The sequence below is a fragment of the Corynebacterium uropygiale genome (assembly GCF_021568315.1).
GTDB lineage: Bacteria > Actinomycetota > Actinomycetes > Mycobacteriales > Mycobacteriaceae > Corynebacterium > Corynebacterium uropygiale.
This window is the reverse complement of sequence record NZ_JAKGSI010000004.1, coordinates 1-20726: the sequence shown is the minus strand read 5'-3', so window position 1 is coordinate 20726 and position 20726 is coordinate 1. Positions and strand designations below refer to the sequence as shown.

Sequence of the window (20726 nt, the reverse complement as noted above, 5' to 3'; positions counted from 1 at the left end):
CCTCCCGCGCGCGCGAGGCGCCCCGGGCCCGGCCCCGGCCCCGCCCCGGCCTAGGTGCCCTTCACGTTGAGGACCTGGCGCAGCGTGTGCCGCACGCGCACGAGGCGGCGCGAGGCCTCCATGACCTCGTCGATGTCCTTATAGGCATCGGGGATCTCGTCGATCCACGCCTCGCCCGCGCGGTGGACGATGTCGCCCATCCGGTCCTCGAGGTCCGCCGCGCTGAACGTCTCCCGGGCCTGGCGTCGGCTCATCCGGCGCCCGGCGCCGTGCGGGGCGCTGCGCAGGGCGGGCGGGTATCCGAGCCCCTCCACCACATAGGAGGCGGTGCCCATGGAGCCGGGGATGAGGGCCGGCACGCCCACGTCCGCGCGGATGGCGCCCTTGCGGGTGAGCCAGACCGTCCGGCCGTAGTGCTCCTCCTGCACCGTGTAGTTGTGGTGACAGTTGATGCGCTCCACTTCTTCCACGGGGGAGTCGAGGAAGTCGCCGAGGGCGTCCGAGAAGCGGTCCATCATTTCCTCCCGGTTGAGCCACGCGAAGCGCTGCGCCCAGTGGAGGTCGCGGAGGTAGGCGTCGAACTCGGGGGTTCCCTCCTCGAGGTAGGCGAGGTCTTTGTGCGGCAGGTCGACGGACGCCCGCGCGCAGAGCCGCTGCGCGATCGAGATGTGCTTGCGCGCGATCTTGTTCCCCACGCCGCGCGAACCGGAGTGGAGGAACATCCACACCCGGTCCTCTTCATCGAGGCAGAGCTCGATGAAGTGGTTGCCGCCGCCCAGGGATCCGAGCTGCTGCCGCCACTTGCGCGAGTGCCGCAGATCCACGCCGGTCTCCTCCGCGAGCGCGGCGAGCTCGCGGCACCGGGCGTCGGCGGAATCGCGAAGCTGCCAGGCGTTGTAGTTCCCAGGCGAGAGCGGAATGGCTTCCTCGATCGCGTCCCTGAGGACCGTGAGGTCCTTGTCTCTCAGGTCCGCGCTGGTGAATCGCGTTCGGACGCCTATCATCCCGCATCCGATGTCGACGCCCACCGCGGACGGAATCACCGCGCCCACGGTCCCAAACACCGTCCCGATGGAGGAGCCCATCCCGTAGTGGGCATCCGGCATGAGGGCGACGTGCGGGTGGATGAACGGCATCCCGGCCAGCTGCTCGGCCTGCTCCAGGACCTTCTCGTCGAGCTCGGTGGCAAAAATCTCCATAGGGGTACTCCTTCGTGAAGTCGGCGCGGCGCGGGAGCAGGCGCCGGCCTTCCGCGGCCGGCGCGTCTGCTTCCTTGAGCCCACGAGCCCCCGGAGATCAGGCACGAAAAAACCGCGGCCACCCGGAGTATCGGGGCGCGCCGCGGAAATGGTGCGTGAATGAATGCAGTGAAACGAGGAAAGGCTAAGCCTTCGTAGCCTCCATCACCATATGCGCGGGCGCAGCACAAGCATGCTGTCGTTTCACTGCCAGGGAAAGCGTGGACATCCGCATGGGCTGCGCTCCTTTCTGCTGCATCGGTGAGTGTCGTTACTGCAAGGAAAGAGTCTCGCACGCGCGAGGGGAGTTGTCAACACGGGGCGGCCGGGGCCGGGAGCTGCGCCCAGGAGCCGCCCCCCGCCCCTCAGAGCGACTGAATGACCGAGGTGACCGACTCCTTCGCGTCGCCGAGCAGCATCGACGTGTTCTCCTTCACGAAGAGCGGGTTTTGCACGCCGGCATAGCCCGCCCCCATGGAGCGCTTGAGCACGATGACCTTCTCCGCCTCCCACACCTTGAGCACCGGCATCCCGGCGATGGGGGAGCCGGGCTCCTCCGCGATGGGGTTGACGGTGTCATTCGCGCCGATGACGAGCACGGCATCGACGTCGGGGAAGTCGTCGTTGATCTCGTCCATATCGAGGACGATGTCATACGGCACCTTCGCCTCCGCGAGCAGCACGTTCATGTGCCCGGGCAGGCGCCCCGCCACGGGGTGAATGCCAAAGACGACGTCGACGCCCTTGTCCCGCAGCTTCTGGGTGAGCTCAGCAACCGGGTACTGCGCGTGCGCGACGGCCATGCCATAGCCCGGAACGATGACAACGCGCCGCGCCCCGGAGAGCAGCTCCGCGGTCTCGGCGGCGGAGATCGTCGTGTGCGTGGCGGTGGGGTCGGCGCCGGCCGCGGCCCCCGCCGAGCCGCCGTCGGACCCAAAGCCCCCGAGGATGACAGACACGAAGGAGCGGTTCATCGCGCGGCACATGATGGCCGAGAGGTACGCACCCGAGGAGCCCACGAGCGCGCCGGTGATGATGAGCAGCGAGTTCCCGAGCATGAAGCCGGTTGCCGCGGCCGCCCAGCCGGAGTAGGAGTTCAGCATGCTCACGACGACGGGCATGTCGCCGCCGCCGATCGCCGCCACGAGGTGCACGCCCAGGAGCAGCGCCAGGACCGTCATGACAATGAGCGACCACCACGATGCCGTCCACACGAACACCACCAGCAACACCACGCACACGATGACCGCCACGAGGTTGAGGACGTGGCGCGCGGGCAGCACGAGCGGCGCGCCCGAGATCTTCCCCGCCAGCTTCAGCCACGCGACCACGGAGCCTGTCACCGTCACCGCGCCGATGAAGATGCCGATGTGGATCTCACCGAGGTGGAAGCCGTCGAGCTCGCTGACCGTGCCCTTCTGCCACTCCTGCACAAAAGAGGAGTAGCCAATGAGCACTGCCGTGAGCCCCACGAAGCTGTGGAGGATGGCGATGAGCTCGGGCATCGCGATCATCTCGACGGAGCGCGCCTTGACGATCCCGATGCAGGCGCCACCGCCCATCGCCACAACGATGAGCAGCAGCGTCACCAGCGCGGAGTGCTGGGAGCTCATGAGGGTGGAGGCGATGGCCGTCACGACCGCCACGATCATGCCCACCACGCCAAAGACATTGCCGCGCTCGGCGGTGTCCTGCCGCGCGAGCCCCGCCAGCGCGAGGATGAAGCACAGCGCCGCGACGACCGAAGAAACCGATAACAGAGTGCCCATGCTGACCTCACGCATCCTTCCGGAACATGGCGAGCATCCGGTGCGTCACGAGGAAACCGCCAAAGATATTGATCGACGCCACAAAGACCGCGATCATGCCAATGATCTGCACCGCCAGGTGCCCCGACCCGATGGCGGGTAGCGCCCCCACCACGATGATCCCGGACACCGCGTTCGTCTCGGACATGAGCGGCGTGTGCAGGGAGTGCGTCACCGCCGTGATGACGTAGAAGCCGACGACGATTGCCAGCATGAACACCACGTAGTTCCCCGCCATCTCCTGCGGGCTGAGCAGCATGAGCACAATCGCGGCGAGCGCCGCCACGCCCAGCCACAGCCCGCGCCGACGCTTCCGCCGCGCCTCAGCCTGGGCGGTGTCCTCGGCAGCGGGCTCCTCGGCAGGCTTCTCCTGCGCGGGGGCGGGCGTCGGCGCCGCCGACACCGTGACCGGCGGCGGGGGCCAGAGGATGTCCTCCTCGTGCGTGAGGCAGATGCTGCGCACGATGTCATCCTCGAAGTCCCACACCGGCTGCCCATCCTTCTCCGGGGTGAGCAGCGCCAGCAGGTTGACCAGGTTCTTCCCATAGAGCTGCGAGGCCTGCGCCGGCAGCCGCCCCGCGAGGTCCGTGTACCCAATGATCGTCACACCATTGTCCGTGTGCACGACAGTCCCCGGCTCCGTGAGCTCACAGTTTCCGCCCCCTTGGGCGGCCATGTCGACGACGACGCTCCCCGGGCGCATCCCCGCCACGTCCTCCGCCGTGAGCAGGACCGGGGATCGGCGGCCGGGGATATTCGCGGTGGTGATGACGATGTCCGCGGCCGCGGACTCGGTGGAGTAGAGCTGGGCGGCCGCCGTCGCCTGCTCGGAGGTCATCTCTTTCGCGTATCCGCTGTCGGAGCGCTCCGTTGCCGCGGGGATGGGGACGAACTCCGCGCCCATGGACTCCACCTGGTCGGCGGTCTCCGGGCGAAGGTCCGTCGCGCGCACGATGGCGCCCATGGAGTTGGCCGTGCCGATCGCGGAGAGCCCCGCCACCCCGGCGCCGATGACGTACACACGCGCGGGAGGCATCTTCCCGGCGGCCGTCACCTGCCCAGTGAAGAGCCGGCCGAAGGCGCTCGCCGCCTCGATGACCGCCCGGTAGCCGGCGATGTTCGCCATAGAGGAGAGGACGTCCATCGATTGGGCGCGGCTGATGCGGGGAACGGCGTCGAGCGCGAGCGCGGTGACGCGGCGCCGGTGCAGGTCCTCGATGAGCTCCGGGTTGCTCCCGGGGTTCAGCCGGGAGATGAGAATGGCATCGCGATGCAGGAGGTCGAGGCACTCGGCGGGCGGTGTGTCGAGGCTGAGGACGATGTCCTGGCCCCACACCTCCTCGCGCGTGCCGAGGCGGGCGCCGGCCTGGGCGTAGGCCTCATCCGGGAACGACGAATCCACCCCGGCACCGTGCTCCACCATCACCTCATAGCCGAGGCGGATGAGAGAAGTCACCGTGTCCGGGGTGGACGCCACTAAGGGCTGGTCAGGGTCTGGTTCTCGGGGAACTCCGATGATCACAACACCACTCCTGGGAGAAACGAACAGTTACTTCCCATTTATATGCGTTCATCCTCACCTGGGCCTATAAGTGTGGGTGAGTTCACGTTGAAGGAGTGGCCGCGGGCACAGGCGGGCACAGGCAGCGCGCCCGCGCGCCCGCCCCGCGCCCCGCCCGCGCCCGCGCTAGCGGATCGGCTGGCGCGGCCCGTTCGGGTCCGGCGGGTTGATGCAGCTATCGGGGATGGTCGAGGCGGAGCAGAACGCCAGCGGCAGCACCGGCCGGTAGTCGGCGGGGAGCCCGCCCTGCTCGATGACCTCCCGGTAGGCGTCGACACCCGACGTCGCCTTCCGCTCGAGCGAGGGGTCACTCAGCACGTCGACCTGGTAGAGGCCGAAGCGCGGGGTGTAGTCACCCCACTCGTAGTTATCGACGAGCGACCAGTAGTTGTAGCCGATGACGTTGTAGCCATCCGCGATGGCGCGCTGCACCCAGAAGATGGTGTCCTTCACGAAGTCGCTGCGCTCGACGCCGTCGGCGCGCTGCCCGTTATCGCTCGGCATGCCGTTTTCCACGATGTAGATCGGCTTGTCGGGGTAGGAGGTGCCGAAGTGCTTGATGGCGTCGTAGATGACCTCGGGCTGCGGGCGGACGCGGCCGAAGTCGGCGGCGGCCGCGTGAACGGCGGTGAGGTTGTTGAGCGCCACGCCGTAGTAGTAGTCGATGCCGATGAAGTCCACCTGGTCAGCGACCTTGTCCAGCAGGACCTTATCAGCGATGCCCGTCACCGCGGGGAGGAAGGCCTCGTTCGTGGTGACCATGGTCTGCGGGTTCGCGCGGTGCGCGGCCTCGTAGCCCAGGCGGTGGGCGCGGGCCACGTAGTCGAGGAAGCGCGGCATGTCGGTGACCTTGACGTTGCCCATCTCCACCTCGTGGCCGAAGAAGACGAGCGGCTCATTGAAGGTCACCCACAGGGTGTCCTTCCCCGGGCCGCCCCAGCGCTGTGCGATGAGGTCCGCGAAGGCCCCGAAGTGCTCGACGGCCTCCTCGGTCATGAATCCGCCGTGGTCCACGAGCCAACCCGGGTAGACGTAGTGCACCATCGTGATCATCGGGGTCATTCCGTGCGCCCGGATGGTGCCGATGATGTCGTCGTAGTGCCTGAGGGCCTCCTCGTCATACTGGCCCGGCTGGGGCTCGATGCGCGCCCACTCCACGCTGAGGCGGAAGGTATTGACGCCCATGTCGGCCGCCCGCTGGATGTCCTCCGGGTAGCGGTTCCAGAAGTCGACGGCGTCGTTCACCGGATCGATCTTCCCGGTGGGGGCAGTGGAATCGACGTAGCGCTTCCAGTTGGAGTCCGGGTTGCTGCCTTCAACCTGGAATCCCGAGGTGGCCACACCCCAGTGGAAGTGGGAGGGCGCGACGGCGGGTTCCTCTGGCGGAAGGCTGCCCGCGGACGCGGGGGCGAGGGGAAGGAGGACCAGGCTGCACGCTGCGGCGAGGACCGAGGCCCCCGCGGCGCGCAGACCGCGGGGACGGAAGCCGTGAGCTCCGCTATTCAGTTTCGTCATACCTTGAGCCTAGCACTGGCTTACAGAGTGCCAATCGCCTTTCCGACCTGCTCAAGGCCCTCCGTGATCGCCACGCCTGCGGTCTCACCGCTGGTGGATACCGGCAGGTAGGACACGCGGTGATCCTTAACGGCGGGAACATCGGCGAGGACCGGGCTCTCCAGGAGCTCGCGGTACTCCGCCTCGGGGTTCTCGGTGAACTGCTGCACGAGGATGACGTCCGGCTTCATCTCCGCGATTACCTCCGGATCCGCCGGCAGTACGCCGTGGCCGCCCTGCTCATCGATGGCAGGAACACCGCCTGCCTCGCGCACGAGGCCGTTGAGCATGGTGCTCTTCGGCATGAGCATCTTCTTGCCGCCGTGCGCCATGAGGGTGAGCACCCGCGGGTGCGTGTCCTTCTTCAGAGACGCGGTGATTTCCTCCCGCTTCGACTGAATGGAGTCGTTGAGCTCCGAGGCCTTCTCCTCCGCGCCCACGACAGAACCCAAGATGCTGAGATTCTCCTTGAGGTCATCGATGCTCGACCAGGCGTCGCTCGGCATGACCACCGTCGGCACCCCGGAGCTCTGGAGCATGCTCGCCGCGTCCTTCTCCTGCCCGTGCCGCGACGTCAACACGACGAGGTCAGGCTCCATGGAGAGCAGCTGCTCGGGATCCACCGTGTGGGAGCCGGGGATGCGCGTCGCTCCGGCCGGGGTCTCGGGGCCGAAGTCGGGGGTGGCCACGAAGCGCTCCCCATCGACGAGCGCCGCGAGGAGAACCGCCGCGTCCGGGGAGGCGACGGCAATCCGCTGCGGAGCAGCATCAAGGTGCACGCTCTGGCCGTGGACGTCGACGTCCCGCGGGAAGGCGGCGGCCGTGTCCTCGGCGCCCTGGCTGGCGCTGGCGGAGGCGGCGGGGGACTCGGTGCTGGTGTTCTCCTTCGGGGCGGAGCACGCACCCAGGCCCAGCCCGAGCACGAGGGTGCCGGCGGCCAGGGCGCGCAGGGCGCGCCGGGAGAGAACAGTATGCGTCATGGTGTCTCTTCTTTCTGTGAGGAGGTGAAGGGGGAGGATGTGCGCGCGTGGGGATCGTCGGCGTCCTCGATGGCGTCGAGAACACTGACGCGCAGCGCGTGCGTGTCGGGGTCGCGGCCCACTCGCGCGCGCACGCGGTAGTGCGTGGCGAGGGTGGGGGCGTCGAGAACCTCGGCGGGTGGGCCCTGGCTCACGAGCCGGCCCTCGCTGAGGAGGACGAGCCGGTCGCAGAAGCGGGCCGCGCTCTCGAGGTTGTGAAGAACAACGAGGATAGTCCGGCCCTGGCGGGCCAGCCGCTGGAGGAGGCGGAGAACTGTGAGCTCGTGGCGGATGTCGAGGTCGCTCACCGGCTCATCGAGGAGGATCACCGGGGTATCCTGGCAGATCGCCCGCGCGATGTGCGCAAGCTGCCGCTGCCCGCCCGAGAGCCGGTTCACCGGCCGCTCCGCGAACGCGCTCATCCCCGTGATTGCGAGGGCGCGGGCTACCCGCTCGTGGTCCTCGCCGCGGAAGAGACCGAAGCGCCCCAGGTGGGGGCTGCGCGCAAGCCCAACCATGTCCGCCACGCTGTACTCCCCGCCGCTCGAGGTGTCCTGCGGAACGACGGCCAGCCGGGCCGCCTGCTCCGCGGGTCGCATCGCCGTGAGCTCCGTGCCGTCGAGGCACACGCTGCCCGTCGCACCGGGCATGCGCCCGTAGAGCGCCTTGATGAGCGTGGACTTTCCGGCCCCGTTCGGGCCGATGATGCCGGTCACGCTGCCGGGCTCGCACTCCATGCTGATCCCGGGTGGCGGGAGGATCTCCGGCACGCTGAGGTTGCTGATGCGAAGGCTCATGCCTGCGTCCACCTCCGTCGAGAGGATAAAAGGAGCCAGAGGAAGATCGGGGAGCCGAGGAAGGCGACGATCGTGCCGGTTTGAAAGACGACGGAGAGCCCGGCGTTGCGCGCCAGGGTGTCGGCGATGAGCAGGAAGACCGAGCCGGCCACCGCGGCCGTGGGCAGGAGCAGCCCATGGCGCGGCCCGAGCACCAGCCGGACCAGGTGCGGGACGACGAGTCCCACGAAGCCAATGACCCCAGAGACCGCCACCGCCCCGGCGGTGACCAGCGAGGCCACCCCCAGCGCGGCGATCCGCGTGCGGGTGAGGTCAACGCCAGTGCTGTGCGCGATGTCCTCACCGAGGAGCAGGAGGTCCAGCCGCCGCACGAGCGGCACCACCCCCACCACCCCGATAAGCAGCGGGATCGCCACCATGGGCACGTGGTACCACTGGCGCGCAACGAGGTCGCCGTTCATCCAGAACGCGATGCCACGCAGGTCGGAGTCGGTGGGCGCATTGGACACGATGGCCGAGGTCACGGCCCCGAGGAAGGCGCTCGCCGCGATGCCGACGAGCACGAGCGTGATGGGGTCCGCCCCGCGCCGCGCCGCGATGAGATAGACGACGACGGCCGTGCCCAGCGCTCCCAAGAAGGCGCTGAGCGGAAGGGCCCACACGGTGGTGCTAGCCAGCCCCGTGACCATCGCGGCGACGGCCCCCACCGCGGCGCCCGAGGACACCCCGATGATCCCCGGATCAGCCAGCGGGTTGCGGAAGACCGCCTGGAGGATGGTCCCCGCGAGCGCGAGAGAGGCGCCCACGAGCGTGGCGACGATCGCCCGCGGCAGCCGCCCCGCGAGCACGGTGGGGGAGGTGAGCCCCACCCCGCTGCGCGGCCCCAAACCCAGCGCGAGCACAAACGCCACCGCGAGGAGGACAAGCAAAACCGGAAGGGCGGCGCAGCGGATGATGCGGGTGCTGCGGGCGCGCCCTCCCGGTCGAGTGTGAGGCATCGGCCCACGCTCCTTCTCTCTGCTCAGTGCACGATCAGATCTAGAAGTGAGCCTAGCCTATGGGGAGCGAAAGTGGTTAGCGGGAAGGATAGGCCTGGGGGAGCTCCATGCCCAGGTCCTTCATGACGGAGCGGAGCCGGCTCGGGTAGTCGGTGATGATGCCGTCGACGCCCGCTTCCTCGATCATCCACCGCAGGGTGGATTCGTCGTTGACGGTCCACGGCAGGACCTTCATGCCCAGGTCGTGGGCCTTCTTCACGTACTCCCGTGTGGTGACGGGGTGGAAGTCGGCGTCCTCGGGAGTCGTGCCGTAGGGCACGGCGTAGCCGGGGGAGACGTAGTCGACCTTGAGCTGCGAGGCGGCCTCGAGGGCATCGCCGTGGACAGCGTTGTAGTCGATGTCGCCGATCCACGGGGAGCCCTCGAGCCAGGTGGTCTCGTCATAGAGGGCCGCGGTCCGGATCGACGGGTTGTGCTCCTTGACGAGCGGCAGCGAACGCCAATCGAAGCTCTGGATCGTCACGTGGTCCGCGACGCCCGCTGCGTCGACCTCCTTGAGGATCGCGTCGACGAACTCCTCGGGGCTGGCGGAGCGCTCGCGCTTGTCGCCCTCGATCTTCGTCTCGATGTTGTAATCGACGTCAGCCTGACGCTCCGCGGTGAGGGCGAAGACGTCCTTGAGCTGCAGCATCGTGTTGTCCTTGGCCACTTCCTGCTCGGGGAAGTCCTTCAGCTGGACATCGCAACGCAGCGTCTGAATCTGCGGAAGTGTGAGGTCGTGGAGGTCCTTGCCCACGTAGGGGAACTGCGGGTCGCCCTCCTGGACGGGGGCGGTGTCGCGGCACTTTTCTGCCTTGACGTCGGGGTCGTGCCACACCATCGGGACGCCGTCCTTGCTCATGACGATGTCAAACTCGAGGGTGCTCACCCCCATGTCGAGAGCCTTCTCGAAGGCCAGCCGGGACTCCTCGGTGGTTTCGCCTCGCCCGCCGCGGTGGGCCTGGAGGTCGAGCGGCTCGGTGTACTCCACGGGGGTGCTGCCTTCCGTGCTCGAGGTCTGTGCGCTTGACGACGCCGGCTGGGCGTCATTCTCCTGGGCGTTCCCGCACGCCCCGAGGCCAAACGCCAGTGCGCAGACAGAGCTCACTGCCCACACATTACGCAGTTTCATCGTTGCGTCTCCTTAGTTTTTTCAGAGTTCTGCCGTGCTGCTGCATGGGATTCCATGAGCCGCTTTTCATCCTTACCCACACCCAGGAGCAGTGCAACCGCTAGAACGGTGCAGATGATGAGGAAGATGAAGGTGACATCCCAGCCGAAGTGCTTGATGATCCAGCCCACACCGGTGGAGGCGAGCGTCGCGCCCACAACATAGCCGAGGAGGCCGGTGTAGCCAGCGGCGGTGCCGGCCACGTTGCGCGGCGCCATGTCGATGGCCTGGAGACCAATGAGCATCACTGGGCCGTAGATGAGCCCGCCAATGAGCGCGACGATGACCATGAGCACCCAGATCGGGGTGCCCGTCGGAACCAGCCAGTAGGCGGCGATGAAAATGCCCACCCCGCTGAGGAAGAGCACGCCGGTGCCGGTGCGGTAGCCGCGGAAGAGCTTGTCGGAGACGATGCCGCAGAGCAGGGTGCCGATGATGCCGGTGAGCTCGAAGAAGGAGAAGCCCGCGATGCCGGCGTTGAGGTCGCCGTTGTGGACGTCGTGGAGATAGACGGGGGTCCAGCTGAGGACGCCGTAGCGCAGGGTGTAAATGAAGACGTTCGCGAGGGCGAGGAAGAGCATGGTCCGGTTGGACAGGACGTGCTTCCACACGATGGACCACACGGACTGGGACTCCATCTCGGACTCATCGATGGCCTCGGTCTTGGCCGGGTCATCGCGGTATTCCTCGATGGTCGGGAGGCCCTGGGACTCGGGGGTGTCGCGGATGAGGATGAAGGCGATGAGGGCGACGATGAGCGAGATGATGCCCGGGAACCAGAAGGCGGACTGCCACTGCTCCCCGGTGAAGCTCAGGGCCCAGGCGGCCGCGATGCCCACGCCGGCGCCGCCGACGTTGTGGGCGCAGTTCCAGATGGCGGTCTTGGAGCCGCGCTCGCTCGTGGAGAACCAGTGGACGAGGACGCGGCCCGAGGGCGGCCAGCCCATGCCCTGGAACCAGCCGTTAATGAACATGACGAGCGCGAAGATGAGGACGCTCGCGTGGAGGACCGGCACAGTGCCGAGGAGGATGTTCGTGATGCCCGAGAGCGCCAGGCCGATCGGCATGAAGAGCCGGGCGTTCGCGCGGTCGGAGAGCGTGGCCATGAAGAACTTGGAGAGGCCATAAGAGATGAAGACGGCATTCGCGATGATGCCGATCGCCACCGTGTCCAGGATGTTTTCACTCTTCAGGAGGGCGGACACGAGCGAGATGTTGTTGCGGACCAGGTAGAAGCCCGCGTATCCCAGGAAGATTCCCATGAAGACTTGGAATCGGAGAACGGGATACTTCTTCGCGATCTCGGCTTCCGGCAGCCGAGGTGCGGCGGGGAGGGCCCGCAGGAATGCGGGGACCCCGCCTCGGGTCGTAGGTGTACTCATAGGGGCCATTATGAAGAGGCGGCCATACTCCCAGTGTGAAACGATTAAGAAACTCTCATTTTGAGAGATGTATCACTGAAAACGGGCACAAATGGGGGTAGGCTGCCCTTCTCGATTAAGAAACTTCTGATGGGTCCTTCTGTGCCCCAGTCGCCTGGAGGGCGCGTGAGCGCCGCACCATCCCTTGAATGAACGCGACAATGCCGAGCCCCAGCATCCCGCCCGTCGCGAGCATGCTCGCCCCCACGAGGTAGAAGTTCGGCCCCTCGGCGCCCGCCGCCATGTACGTCCACGGCAGGAGGAAGCCCAGCACCGCGCACGCGGCCGACAGCATGGGGCCGGCCATTCTGTGCCGTGCCCGCCACCCGATAAGAAGCACGAGCAGCACCATGAACACCACGCAGCCAATCACCTGCGGGACGTTATAGGGGTAGTTCGCGCCCACGGCGGCGGCGGTGTTGGCCACCGAGGTCCACGAGAGCCAGATGAACCACACGAGCACCGCGCCCACGACGCTGAGTCCGGCCACCCACCCGAGCCCCAGGCTGCGCCGGCCGGGCGGGCTGGACAGGTGCCGGCGCACCCGATCCTGGTCGTCGTGCCTGAGGAGGAAGAACGCGACAATAAACCCGAGAATGAGGGGCACCGCTCCCGCCATGAGTCCGAACACGACCGCGACGATCGCATCCATCGCCGAGGCATACGGGGGAAAGCCAAGAAAATGCATACCTTCGACCCTAGTCAGTCCTCGCGAAAGCGGCAGCCCTCCAGCCTCAATAACCAGCGCTTTCGCTCCAGGCCACCCCCGTATCCGGTGAGGGAGCCATCCGCCCCCAGCACCCGGTGACACCCCAGCACAATGCTGAGCGGGTTCGCCCCCACGGCCTGGCCCACCTGCCGCGCCGCCCGCGGCCGCCCGATCTCCCGCGCGAGCTCCCCATAAGAGACGGTCTCCCCATAGCCGACGCCCGCCAGCGCCGCCCACACTTGCTCCCGGAAGGGCGTGCCCCGCACCTCCCAGCGCACGGTGAACTCCCGCCGCTCGCCGGCCCAGTACTCCTCAAGTTCTCGACGCACATCCCGGAAGAGCGGAAGCTCCTCCTCGCGCTTCGCCGCCTCGCGCGCGGGGCCTTTCCCCTCGTAGTGAATTCCGCAGAGCGCCCACCCGGCGCCGGGGAGGCGGTCCGCCCACAGCGTGAGCGGGCCGAGTGGGGAGGCGGCCTCGCCCCACCTCATCGCTGCTCCTCCGGGCGGCGGCAGCGCAGGCCCCGGTGCCGGTTGATCGCCGCCATGACCTCGAGCGCCCGCACCTCGGCCAGCCGGCCCGGGTGCCCGCGATGGGTGCTGTAGCGCGCCGGGTGTGCGTCGTCGAGGAGGGCGCGGACCTGCTCGATGAGGGGGCGCTGCTCGTCGCCGGCCTCCTCGATCCGGTGGAGAATGGCAGCGATGCTCGCGGTCTGCGAGGCGTCGCTCAGCTGCGTGAGCGTGCTGAGGTCGACGGTGTCCTGCCCGTCGCGCACGGCGTGGAGCCCCTGGGCGCGGGGCGGACGCGGCTTCCCCCGCCCACGCGAGCGGGCGATCCTCCCGCAGCGGGGCGCCGGGGCGCTGACCCTCGGCTGCTCCCCGATGGGCTCGGAGAGCTCGCGCGCCCGGGCGCTGACGTCGTGGGGCTCGTAGGACTCCATGCAGATGACGGTGTCCGCCACGTCAAGGAACGCCCCCGAGCCGCCGGCCACCAGGACGGTGGACACCCCGAGGTCACGGTAGAGCGCGCGCACTCGGTGGAGGAGCGGGGTGATGGGTTCCTTCTCCTGGGGCACGAGCCGTCCCATGCGGGCATCGCGCAGCATGAAGTTGGTGGCGGAGGTGTCCTCGTCGATGAGGAGAGCGCGGCTGCCCGCCTCGAGCGCCTCGCGCAGGGAGGCCGCCTGCGAGGTGGAGCCGGAGGCGTTGCTCGTGGAGAAGAAGGACGTATCCGCCCCCGAGGGGATGTTTCCGATGAAGGGGCTGATGTCGACGCCACTGACGCTCCGTCCGTCCTCCGCGCGAAGGGAGCAGGAGTCGGGCCGCGTCATGACGAACTCGCGGCCATCCCCGGCGATGTGGTGGTAAATGCCGCGCGAGACCGCGTCGAGCAGCGTGGATTTGCCGTGATAGCCCCCGCCCACGATGAGCGTGATCCCCTCCGGGATTCCCATGCCGCGGATGGTGCGCCCCGTCGGGAGCTCGATGGTGTGCGCGAGGCTGTCGGGGCTACGGAAGGGGATCGCGCGCGTGGCAGGATGGTCCGAGTTTCCCGCCTCCCGCGCGAGGATCGCGCCATCCCCGACGAAGGCCACCAGCCGCTTCTCCTCGAGGTAGGAAGAGATAGCCTCCTGCTCCCGGTACAGGGCGCAGGCTGCGCGGCAGCGCGCGGTGGCCTCCTCATCGAAGCGCACGGCCTTCTCGACGGCGGCCGGAAGCTGGGCGCAGATCAGCTCCGCGGCCGCCCTCCCACGAATGCGCCGACCGTGGGCGGGGAGTGCGATCTCCAGGCAGAGAGTAATGAGCCCGCCGGGATCCACCTGAACGGCGGAGCGTCGAAGAACCTCCTGCCCGGGCCGGTCGATGCTGATGCTGCCGCGCTCCTTGGAACCGTGCGTGGGGAGGGCGTCGAGCAGGCGGCGCAGTATGGTGTCGGCCGCGGCGGGGCTGCGCAGTTCCGCCGGGCTGAGCGGGGCGTCGAGACCCGTGGGGGAGGCCCAGGACGCGGGGACCGTCACGCGGGCGAGGGAGGGCGGGGCGAAGGGGTCGGACTGGACGCGGTCGATGTGAAGGCGCATATCCGGCCCGAGATCGTGGCAGCCACGGAGGCTCTTATACGCCCCGTAGCTCGCGTTATCGAGGGACTTCAGCCTGGAAGACAGCATGATCTAGGACTTCACCATCCGTCGAATAGCGTTCATGGCCTCCGCGAGTTTATCGTCCGCGAGGGTTCCCCCGTGCGCGGCCGCATCCGCCACGCAGTGGGAGAGGTGATCCTCGAGGATGCTGAGCCCCACATTCTCCAGCGCGGACTGCACCGCCGCGATTTGCGTGAGGATGTCGATGCAGTACTTCTCATCCTCCACCATCTTCTGGATGCCCCGGACCTGGCCTTCGATGCGGCGCATCCGCGTCACGTAGCGGGACTTATCGGCGAGGTAGCCGTACTCGGCATGATCGCCAGAGGAACAACAGGGGGTCGGTGAGCTCATGGGGCCGAGGATACCGCCCCCTCCCTGGGGCTCCCCGTAATCCGTGCCCTGGCCAGTGGTTTTGCATTGACCTGCGATCACGGTATATTCTCACACAGTCACGCCGCGTGACCAGTGCCCCGAGTAGCGGGCGCAGTCTTTCGCGTGGCGGGCCCCCATCGTCTAGCGGCCTAGGACACCGCCCTTTCACGGCGGCGGCACGGGTTCGAATCCCGTTGGGGGTACCACGGCCCTGTGGCGCAGTTGGTTAGCGCGCCGCCCTGTCACGGCGGAGGTCGCGGGTTCAAGTCCCGTCAGGGTCGCCAGTGGATGAGCGTCGAGGATCACACGATCCCCGGCGTTTTTTCTCTGTCCTGGGGCGCTGCGGAGGCGTATACTCAGCCCTCCGCTGCGTCTCTTTACCCCGCCGATGTCCTCAAAAATGCGGTGTGACGTGCTCGTTTGTAGAATGTTGGGGCTTCTGGGTAAAGTAACCTCTCGTGCAACGGGCACCACGGTGTGGTGCTTCTGGCCCTGTGGCGCAGTTGGTTAGCGCGCCGCCCTGTCACGGCGGAGGTCGCGGGTTCAAGTCCCGTCAGGGTCGCGGAGAATACTCCCAGCGAGTTTTCTCGGCCAGATAGCTCAGTTGGTAGAGCGTCCGCCTGAAAAGTGGAAGGTCCGCGGTTCGATCCCGCGTCTGGCCACAGTGTCCCCGTGGTGAGAGCCACGGGGTTTTTCTGTATCTGCCGGCGCCCGCACCCAGCGGCGCCGCGGCGTTCTCCGGCATACTGGTGGGACACGTGCCCCAGCACTCGATGAAAGGAGCGCCCCCGTGTCCCCATCCCCCGAATCCTCAGCCACCGTTCTCCACGAGCCGGAGAAGGCGCGCTTCGTCCTCCTTGTCGACGGCGCCGAGGCAGGCGTCGCCGAGTACAGGAGCGACGGCACCCGCCGCGATGTCTACCACACGGAGATCCTCCCCGAGTTCCAGGGCCAGGGACTGTCCACCCCGCTCATCGAGGCGGTGCTCGAGGACACGGCCGCCCAGGGGCTCCGCCTCATCCCCTCGTGCTCGGCGGTGGCCCATGCGCTGACGAAAGAGAAGTTTGCCCGCTTCCGCGAGCTCCTCGAGCGCGCCTAGATCTCGTAGTAATCGGGGTCGACGAGCTTGATGCATTCCTCGCTGCGGCGCGGGCGCGTCGTCGCGGGGATCCCAATCGCGATGCTGTTCGGGGGGACGTCCTTCGTCACGACGGCATTGGCGCCCACGGCCGATCCCTCGCCCACGACGATCGGCCCGAGCACCTTGGCCCCGGCCCCGATGGTCACGTTGTCCTCGATGGTGGGGTGGCGCTTTGTCTGCGTGAGGACCTGGCCGCCCAGCGTGACCCCGTGATAGAGCATGACGCCGTCGCCGATCTCCGCGGTCTCGCCAATGACGATGCCCATGCCGTGATCGATGAAGAAGCGCCGGCCGATGGTGGCCGCCGGGTGGATTTCAATCCCCGTGAAGAAGCGGTTCATCTGTGCGAGGATGCGCGCTGGACCGCGGTGCCCTTTCTGCCAGAGCCAGTGGCAGACGCGGTGGCACCAAATGGCGTGGAGCCCCGAGTAGACGATGGCGTTTTCCAAGGTGCCCCGCGCGGCGGGGTCGTGCTCCCGGGCGTTCTCGAGATCTTCTCGAATTCGTGTCCACAAGGTCCAAAGCATGGATGTGATCCTAACAGCACAGACAAAAGGGCCTGGCTATCCAGGCCCTTTCGATGAATTCAGCGGCGTGCCGCGGTGCGCCACCTGCCGCGGCGCTACGCAGCGCTAGTCGCGGAGGTCCTCATAGAGGATGGTGGAGACGTAGCGCTCGCCGAAGTCCGCGATCACCGTCACGATGGTTTTGCCCGCGTTCTCCTCCCGCTTCGCGAGCTCCAGGGCCGCGTACACGTTCGCGCCGGAGGAGATGCCGCCGAGGATGGCCTCCTTCTCGCCCAGCGCGCGGGCGGTAGTGATGGCGTCCTCGTGGGACACGGTGAAGACGTCGTCGAGAATGCGACGGTCAAGCACCTCAGGAATGAAGTTCGCGCCGAGGCCCTGAATCTTGTGCGGGCCGGCCTTTCCGGTGGTGAGCAGCGGGGAGTCGGCGGGCTCGACGGCGTAGACCTTGGCATCCGGCTTCCGCTCCTTGAGCACCTGCCCGACGCCCGTCACGGTGCCGCCCGTGCCCACGCCGGCAACGAAGATGTCGACGTCGCCGTCGGTGTCCCGCCAGATTTCCTCCGCGGTGGTCTCGCGGTGGATGGCCGGGTTGGCGGGGTTGGCGAACTGGGAGGCGAGAATCGCGTTCTCCTCCTGCTCGACGATCTCATTCGCCTTATCCACCGCGCCCTGCATGCCGGCGCTGCCGGGGGTGAGGATAATCTTCGCGCCGTACGCGCGGAGCATAACGCGGCGCTCGGTGGACATGGTCTCCGGCATCGTGAGGATGACCGTGTAACCGCGGGCGGCGCCCACCATCGCGAGGGCGATACCCGTGTTCCCGGAGGTGGCCTCGACGATCGTCCCGCCGGGCTTCAGCTGGCCGGACTTCTCCGCGGCCTCAATGATGGCGAGACCAATGCGGTCCTTCACCGAGTTCGCGGGGTTAAAGGACTCGACCTTCACGAGCACATCGGCGGGAAGGCCCTCGGTGAGGCGCTGCAGCTTCACGAGGGGAGTGTTACCGATCGTCTCCGTGATGCTGTCATAGACGCGTGCCATGGCACTGACTCCTTGTCTTTTCTCTGTCGTAGTGATTCTCCCGGTCACCATACACCGGTTTTGTAGACATGTCAGTTCTCTGTCGACATACAGACTTGTCTACATCGACGCAGATCGTATGAAAAATGCCACACTGCATCCCAGCTCACCCGGCCAATCGGCACGAGGGCCGTGCGGTCTACTCCGCGAGCCTGAGCGCCCCACCTGGGGAAATATAGGGAAATTCTCAGGAATCGGGGGTGTGGAGGGGCTCGGGCATGTGGTTTTCGTGTCCGAAATCGCCAGATAGGTGGAGGTGGGGGGATTTTATTTACCCCCATTGTCGGGATATACTTCCGAATCGACGGAGACGATGTCCGAATTCCCCCAGCGATGGGCTCCCCCATCGTGATGGGTCAGGAGGTGTGGCGGTGGATATCCAGCGCATCAAAGACGACGACGAGGCCATCCGGGCGGCCCTGACCGCCCTCAAGACGAAGACGGGTATCCCGGTAACGATGTACGCCACGTTGCTGCCCGATAACCGCCTGCAGATCACCCAGTGGGTGGGGCTCCGGACCCCGGCCCTCCAGAACCTCATGGTCGACGAGGGGGTGGGCGTCGGCGGCCGCGTCGTGAAGACCCGCCGCCCCGTGGGGGTAGCCGATTACACCCGAGCCAACATCATCTCCCACGAGAATGACCGCTACATCCAGGACGAGGGCCTGCACTCCATCGCCGCGGTGCCGGTGATCGTCCACCGCGAGATCCGAGGTGTTCTCTACGTCGGCGTGCACTCCCCGGTCCGCCTGGGTGACAAGGTCATCGAAGAAGTCACCATGACCAGCCGCATGCTCGAGCAAGACCTCGCCGTCAACGCCGCCCTCCGCCGCGTCGAGGGCGGAAAGATGGGCGCGGTGAAGACCGGCCGTGTCATGAATGGCGCCGAGTGGGAGCAGGTCCGCTCCACGCACACCAAGCTCCGCATGTTGGCCAATCGCCTCGAGGAGGAAAGCCTCCGCAAGGAACTCGAGGTGCTCTGCGACCAGCTCGTCACCCCCGTGCGGATCAAGCAATCCGCCAAGCTCTCCGCCCGTGAGCTCGACGTCCTCTCCTGCGTCGCCCTCGGCCACACGAACGTCGAGGCCGCCGAGGAAATGGGCATCGGCGCGGAAACCGTGAAGAGCTATCTCCGCTCCGTCATGCGTAAGCTCGGCGCGCACACCCGCTACGAGGCCGTCAACGCCGCCCGCCGCATCGGCGCGCTGCCCTAAGCCCCTCTGCACGCGGTTCTGCCGCCGCGCCCCCATCCCGCTACGCTAAGGAGCGTGAAGGACAGTTTTCTTGTGACCGGTGGCGCCCGTCTGCAGGGCGCCGTAAAAGTGAGCGGCGCGAAGAACAGCGTCTTGAAACTCATGGCCGCCGCCCTCCTCGCCGAGGGGACGACGACCCTCCGGAACTGCCCCGAAATTCTCGACGTCCCCCTCATGCGCAAAGTCCTGGAAGGGCTCGGCTGCCAGGTGGACATCGACGGCGAGGTCGTCCGCATCACCACGCCGGCAGAGCCCCGGAGTGACGCCGATTTCGACGCCGTCCGCCAATTCCGAGCCTCCGTCTGCGTCCTCGGTCCACTCACTGCCCGGTGCGGGCGGGCCGTCGTCGCCCTCCCGGGCGGCGACGCCATCGGCTCCCGACCCCTGGACATGCACCAAACCGGACTGGAGAAGATGGGCGCCACGACGATGATCCGCCACGGCGCCGTCGTCGCCGAAGCCGCCAACCTCCGCGGCGCGCACATCACGCTGGACTTCCCCTCGGTGGGCGCCACGGAGAATATCCTCACCGCCGCCGTGCTCGCGGAGGGACAGACGGTCCTTGACAATGCCGCGCGTGAGCCCGAGGTCATCGACCTCTGCGACATGCTCGTTTCCATGGGGGCGCAGATCGAGGGGGCCGGCACCAGCACCATCACCATCACGGGCGTTGAGCGCCTCCACCCCACGGAGCACGAGGTCATCGGCGATCGCATTGTCGCCGGCACCTGGGCCTATGCGGCGGCCATGACGCGCGGCGACGTCACCGTCGGGGGCATCGCCCCGCGCCACCTCCACCTCGCGCTGGAAAAGCTCAAGGTGGCTGGCGCCGAGGTCGAGGCCTACCAGCACGGCTTCCGAGTCCGCATGGATCGACGCCCCTCTGCCGTCGACTACCAAACCCTGCCCTTCCCGGGCTTCCCGACGGACCTTCAGCCCATGGCCATCGGCATCGCCTCCATCGCCGAGGGCACCTCCGTCATCACAGAAAACGTCTTCGAATCCCGCTTCCGCTTCGTCGACGAGATGCAGCGCCTTGGAGCCGATGCCAGCGTCGACGGCCACCACGTCGTGATCCGCGGGATCGACCAACTCTCCTCGACGCCCGTCTGGAGCTCCGACATTCGCGCGGGCGCGGGCCTCGTCCTCGCCGCGCTGGTGGCCGACGGCCAAACCGAAGTCCACGATGTCTACCACATCGACAGGGGCTATCCGCACTTTGTGGAGGATCTCCGCAGCCTCGGCGCAGAGATCGAGCGCATCACCCACGAGTCCTAGCGCGCTAAAAACCCTTGTTGTGCTGGGGGTTTGTGTGATCCTGGGTGGGGTGTGTACATTTACCGGAGTCAGCGCGACAGGGTGGCAACACTCTGGGACAAAAGATGCTGGCCAGGCGATGATTTGTGTCCATCTGGTGGTGGGTGTAAGGTAGTCGTTTGTTGCCGCACACGGGAACCATGACACGCGGCATTATCCCAAGTTTTCTTCTTGCTCTGGTGGGCAGGTGGTGGGGTGGTGTGTGTATGGGGGTGTGTGGTGGTGTTGTGTGAGAACTCAATAGTGAGCCAATGTACTTTTTTGCCTTGTCTTGTGACCTGGCATGACCTCCATGTGGGTGGCCATGTTGCCCCGTTGTGGGGTGGGTGATCATGACCTCGTGGCATAAGGTGCAACCAACACCACGTTGTGTGGTGGTTGCTGGTGCTCTTGCTGGCATTGATGGTTGTGGTTTGTGTCATGATTGATTGATTGTTTTTTGGTTCAAGAGCAGTTCTTTTTTGTTTGTTTCAGGTATCAGGCTCTTGCCGCATCATCTGGTGGTGGTGTGGGTGGGGTTTTGGTTGTTTTTCTGAAATTCTTTTTAGGAGAGTTTGATCCTGGCTCAGGACGAACGCTGGCGG

General features: G+C 66.9%; 18 protein-coding genes and 4 tRNA genes. 7 read left to right on the top strand and 15 right to left on the bottom strand.

Annotated elements, in window-relative coordinates:
• Window positions 1-50 precede the first annotated feature (50 nt).
• From L1O03_RS07845 to L1O03_RS07785, 13 genes are all read right to left on the bottom strand, one after another.
• Entirely contained in the window at window positions 51-1199 is a 1149-nt protein-coding gene (locus tag L1O03_RS07845; RefSeq protein WP_236119232.1) for an RtcB family protein, read from the bottom strand.
• Window positions 1200-1603: 404 nt separating this feature from the next.
• On the bottom strand, window positions 1604-3007 hold the full coding sequence (locus tag L1O03_RS07840; protein WP_236119231.1) for an NAD(P)(+) transhydrogenase (Re/Si-specific) subunit beta: 1404 nt from the start codon (window positions 3005-3007) through the stop codon (window positions 1604-1606).
• A 7-nt stretch (window positions 3008-3014) separates the two neighbouring features.
• Complete coding sequence (locus L1O03_RS07835) at window positions 3015-4568, bottom strand: Re/Si-specific NAD(P)(+) transhydrogenase subunit alpha (protein ID WP_236119230.1); 1554 nt, start codon at window positions 4566-4568, stop codon at window positions 3015-3017.
• 165 nt (window positions 4569-4733) lie between these two features.
• Window positions 4734-6122, bottom strand: a complete 1389-nt coding sequence (locus tag L1O03_RS07830) for a glycoside hydrolase family 1 protein (protein ID WP_236119229.1) — start codon at window positions 6120-6122, stop codon at window positions 4734-4736.
• Window positions 6123-6142: 20 nt separating this feature from the next.
• A complete protein-coding gene (locus L1O03_RS07825) occupies window positions 6143-7141 on the bottom strand; it encodes an ABC transporter substrate-binding protein (protein WP_236119228.1) in 999 nt (332 codons plus the stop codon).
• A complete protein-coding gene (locus L1O03_RS07820) occupies window positions 7138-7977 on the bottom strand; it encodes an ABC transporter ATP-binding protein (protein ID WP_236119227.1) in 840 nt (279 codons plus the stop codon). The genes L1O03_RS07825 and L1O03_RS07820 overlap by 4 nt, the downstream gene beginning before the upstream one ends.
• On the bottom strand, window positions 7974-8975 hold the full coding sequence (locus tag L1O03_RS07815; protein ID WP_236119226.1) for a FecCD family ABC transporter permease: 1002 nt from the start codon (window positions 8973-8975) through the stop codon (window positions 7974-7976). The genes L1O03_RS07820 and L1O03_RS07815 overlap by 4 nt, the downstream gene beginning before the upstream one ends.
• A gap of 76 nt (window positions 8976-9051) precedes the next feature.
• Complete coding sequence (locus L1O03_RS07810) at window positions 9052-10146, bottom strand: glycerophosphodiester phosphodiesterase family protein (protein WP_236119225.1); 1095 nt, start codon at window positions 10144-10146, stop codon at window positions 9052-9054.
• Window positions 10143-11567: an MFS transporter gene (locus tag L1O03_RS07805; protein ID WP_236119224.1), complete on the bottom strand. Its 1425-nt coding sequence runs from the start codon at window positions 11565-11567 to the stop codon at window positions 10143-10145. Before L1O03_RS07805 ends, L1O03_RS07810 begins: the two co-directional genes overlap by 4 nt.
• 115 nt (window positions 11568-11682) lie before the next feature.
• Window positions 11683-12294, bottom strand: coding sequence for a hypothetical protein (locus L1O03_RS07800; protein WP_236119223.1), 612 nt, complete (start codon window positions 12292-12294; stop codon window positions 11683-11685).
• 14 nt (window positions 12295-12308) lie between these two features.
• A complete protein-coding gene (locus L1O03_RS07795) occupies window positions 12309-12803 on the bottom strand; it encodes a methylated-DNA--[protein]-cysteine S-methyltransferase (RefSeq protein WP_236119222.1) in 495 nt (164 codons plus the stop codon).
• A complete protein-coding gene (locus tag L1O03_RS07790) occupies window positions 12800-14476 on the bottom strand; it encodes an ABC-ATPase domain-containing protein (RefSeq protein ID WP_236119221.1) in 1677 nt (558 codons plus the stop codon). The genes L1O03_RS07795 and L1O03_RS07790 overlap by 4 nt, the downstream gene beginning before the upstream one ends.
• A gap of 3 nt (window positions 14477-14479) precedes the next feature.
• Window positions 14480-14803 (bottom strand): metal-sensitive transcriptional regulator, encoded by a 324-nt coding sequence (locus L1O03_RS07785; RefSeq protein WP_268914224.1) that lies wholly within the window; start codon window positions 14801-14803, stop codon window positions 14480-14482.
• Between the two features lie 151 nt (window positions 14804-14954).
• On the opposite strand from L1O03_RS07785, the gene L1O03_RS07780 reads away from it, so the two are divergent.
• The 5 genes from L1O03_RS07780 (at window position 14955) to L1O03_RS07760 (ending at window position 15923) form a co-directional block, all read left to right on the top strand.
• Window positions 14955-15030 (top strand) — tRNA-Glu (locus L1O03_RS07780).
• A gap of 1 nt (window position 15031) precedes the next feature.
• A tRNA-Asp gene (locus L1O03_RS07775) sits at window positions 15032-15108 on the top strand.
• A gap of 204 nt (window positions 15109-15312) precedes the next feature.
• A tRNA-Asp gene (locus L1O03_RS07770) sits at window positions 15313-15386 on the top strand.
• A gap of 27 nt (window positions 15387-15413) precedes the next feature.
• Window positions 15414-15486 (top strand) — tRNA-Phe (locus L1O03_RS07765).
• 128 nt (window positions 15487-15614) lie between these two features.
• Window positions 15615-15923, top strand: coding sequence for a GNAT family N-acetyltransferase (locus L1O03_RS07760; RefSeq protein ID WP_236119220.1), 309 nt, complete (start codon window positions 15615-15617; stop codon window positions 15921-15923).
• Here L1O03_RS07760 and epsC read toward each other — a convergent pair.
• Together epsC and cysK are read right to left on the bottom strand one after the other, a co-directional pair.
• A complete protein-coding gene (gene epsC / locus L1O03_RS07755; protein WP_236119219.1) occupies window positions 15920-16492 on the bottom strand; it encodes a serine O-acetyltransferase EpsC in 573 nt (190 codons plus the stop codon). The genes L1O03_RS07760 and epsC overlap by 4 nt on opposite strands.
• Window positions 16493-16597: 105 nt before the next feature.
• Window positions 16598-17533 carry a cysteine synthase A gene (gene cysK, locus L1O03_RS07750; protein ID WP_236119218.1) on the bottom strand — a complete coding sequence of 312 codons (936 nt, stop codon included), beginning with the start codon at window positions 17531-17533 and terminating at the stop codon, window positions 16598-16600.
• Between the two features lie 410 nt (window positions 17534-17943).
• Between cysK and ramA the strand changes: the two genes are divergently transcribed.
• Window positions 17944-18786, top strand: coding sequence for an acetate metabolism transcriptional regulator RamA (gene ramA / locus L1O03_RS07745; protein ID WP_236119217.1), 843 nt, complete (start codon window positions 17944-17946; stop codon window positions 18784-18786).
• 54 nt (window positions 18787-18840) lie between these two features.
• Entirely contained in the window at window positions 18841-20103 is a 1263-nt protein-coding gene (gene murA / locus L1O03_RS07740; RefSeq protein ID WP_236119216.1) for a UDP-N-acetylglucosamine 1-carboxyvinyltransferase, read from the top strand.
• Window positions 20104-20726 lie beyond the last annotated feature (623 nt).

Coding starts and splice junctions, on each gene's coding strand:
- cysK (WP_236119218.1), bottom strand. CDS start 17,533: ATGGCACGCGTCTATGACAGCATCACGGAGACGATCGGTAACACTCCC.
- L1O03_RS07795 (WP_236119222.1), bottom strand. CDS start 12,803: ATGAGGTGGGGCGAGGCCGCCTCCCCACTCGGCCCGCTCACGCTGTGG.
- L1O03_RS07845 (WP_236119232.1), bottom strand. CDS start 1,199: ATGGAGATTTTTGCCACCGAGCTCGACGAGAAGGTCCTGGAGCAGGCC.
- L1O03_RS07820 (WP_236119227.1), bottom strand. CDS start 7,977: ATGAGCCTTCGCATCAGCAACCTCAGCGTGCCGGAGATCCTCCCGCCA.
- L1O03_RS07805 (WP_236119224.1), bottom strand. CDS start 11,567: ATGAGTACACCTACGACCCGAGGCGGGGTCCCCGCATTCCTGCGGGCC.
- L1O03_RS07815 (WP_236119226.1), bottom strand. CDS start 8,975: ATGCCTCACACTCGACCGGGAGGGCGCGCCCGCAGCACCCGCATCATC.
- L1O03_RS07825 (WP_236119228.1), bottom strand. CDS start 7,141: ATGACGCATACTGTTCTCTCCCGGCGCGCCCTGCGCGCCCTGGCCGCC.
- epsC (WP_236119219.1), bottom strand. CDS start 16,492: ATGCTTTGGACCTTGTGGACACGAATTCGAGAAGATCTCGAGAACGCC.
- L1O03_RS07785 (WP_268914224.1), bottom strand. CDS start 14,803: ATGAGCTCACCGACCCCCTGTTGTTCCTCTGGCGATCATGCCGAGTAC.
- L1O03_RS07800 (WP_236119223.1), bottom strand. CDS start 12,294: ATGCATTTTCTTGGCTTTCCCCCGTATGCCTCGGCGATGGATGCGATC.
- L1O03_RS07810 (WP_236119225.1), bottom strand. CDS start 10,146: ATGAAACTGCGTAATGTGTGGGCAGTGAGCTCTGTCTGCGCACTGGCG.
- L1O03_RS07790 (WP_236119221.1), bottom strand. CDS start 14,476: ATGCTGTCTTCCAGGCTGAAGTCCCTCGATAACGCGAGCTACGGGGCG.
- L1O03_RS07840 (WP_236119231.1), bottom strand. CDS start 3,007: ATGGGCACTCTGTTATCGGTTTCTTCGGTCGTCGCGGCGCTGTGCTTC.
- L1O03_RS07830 (WP_236119229.1), bottom strand. CDS start 6,122: ATGACGAAACTGAATAGCGGAGCTCACGGCTTCCGTCCCCGCGGTCTG.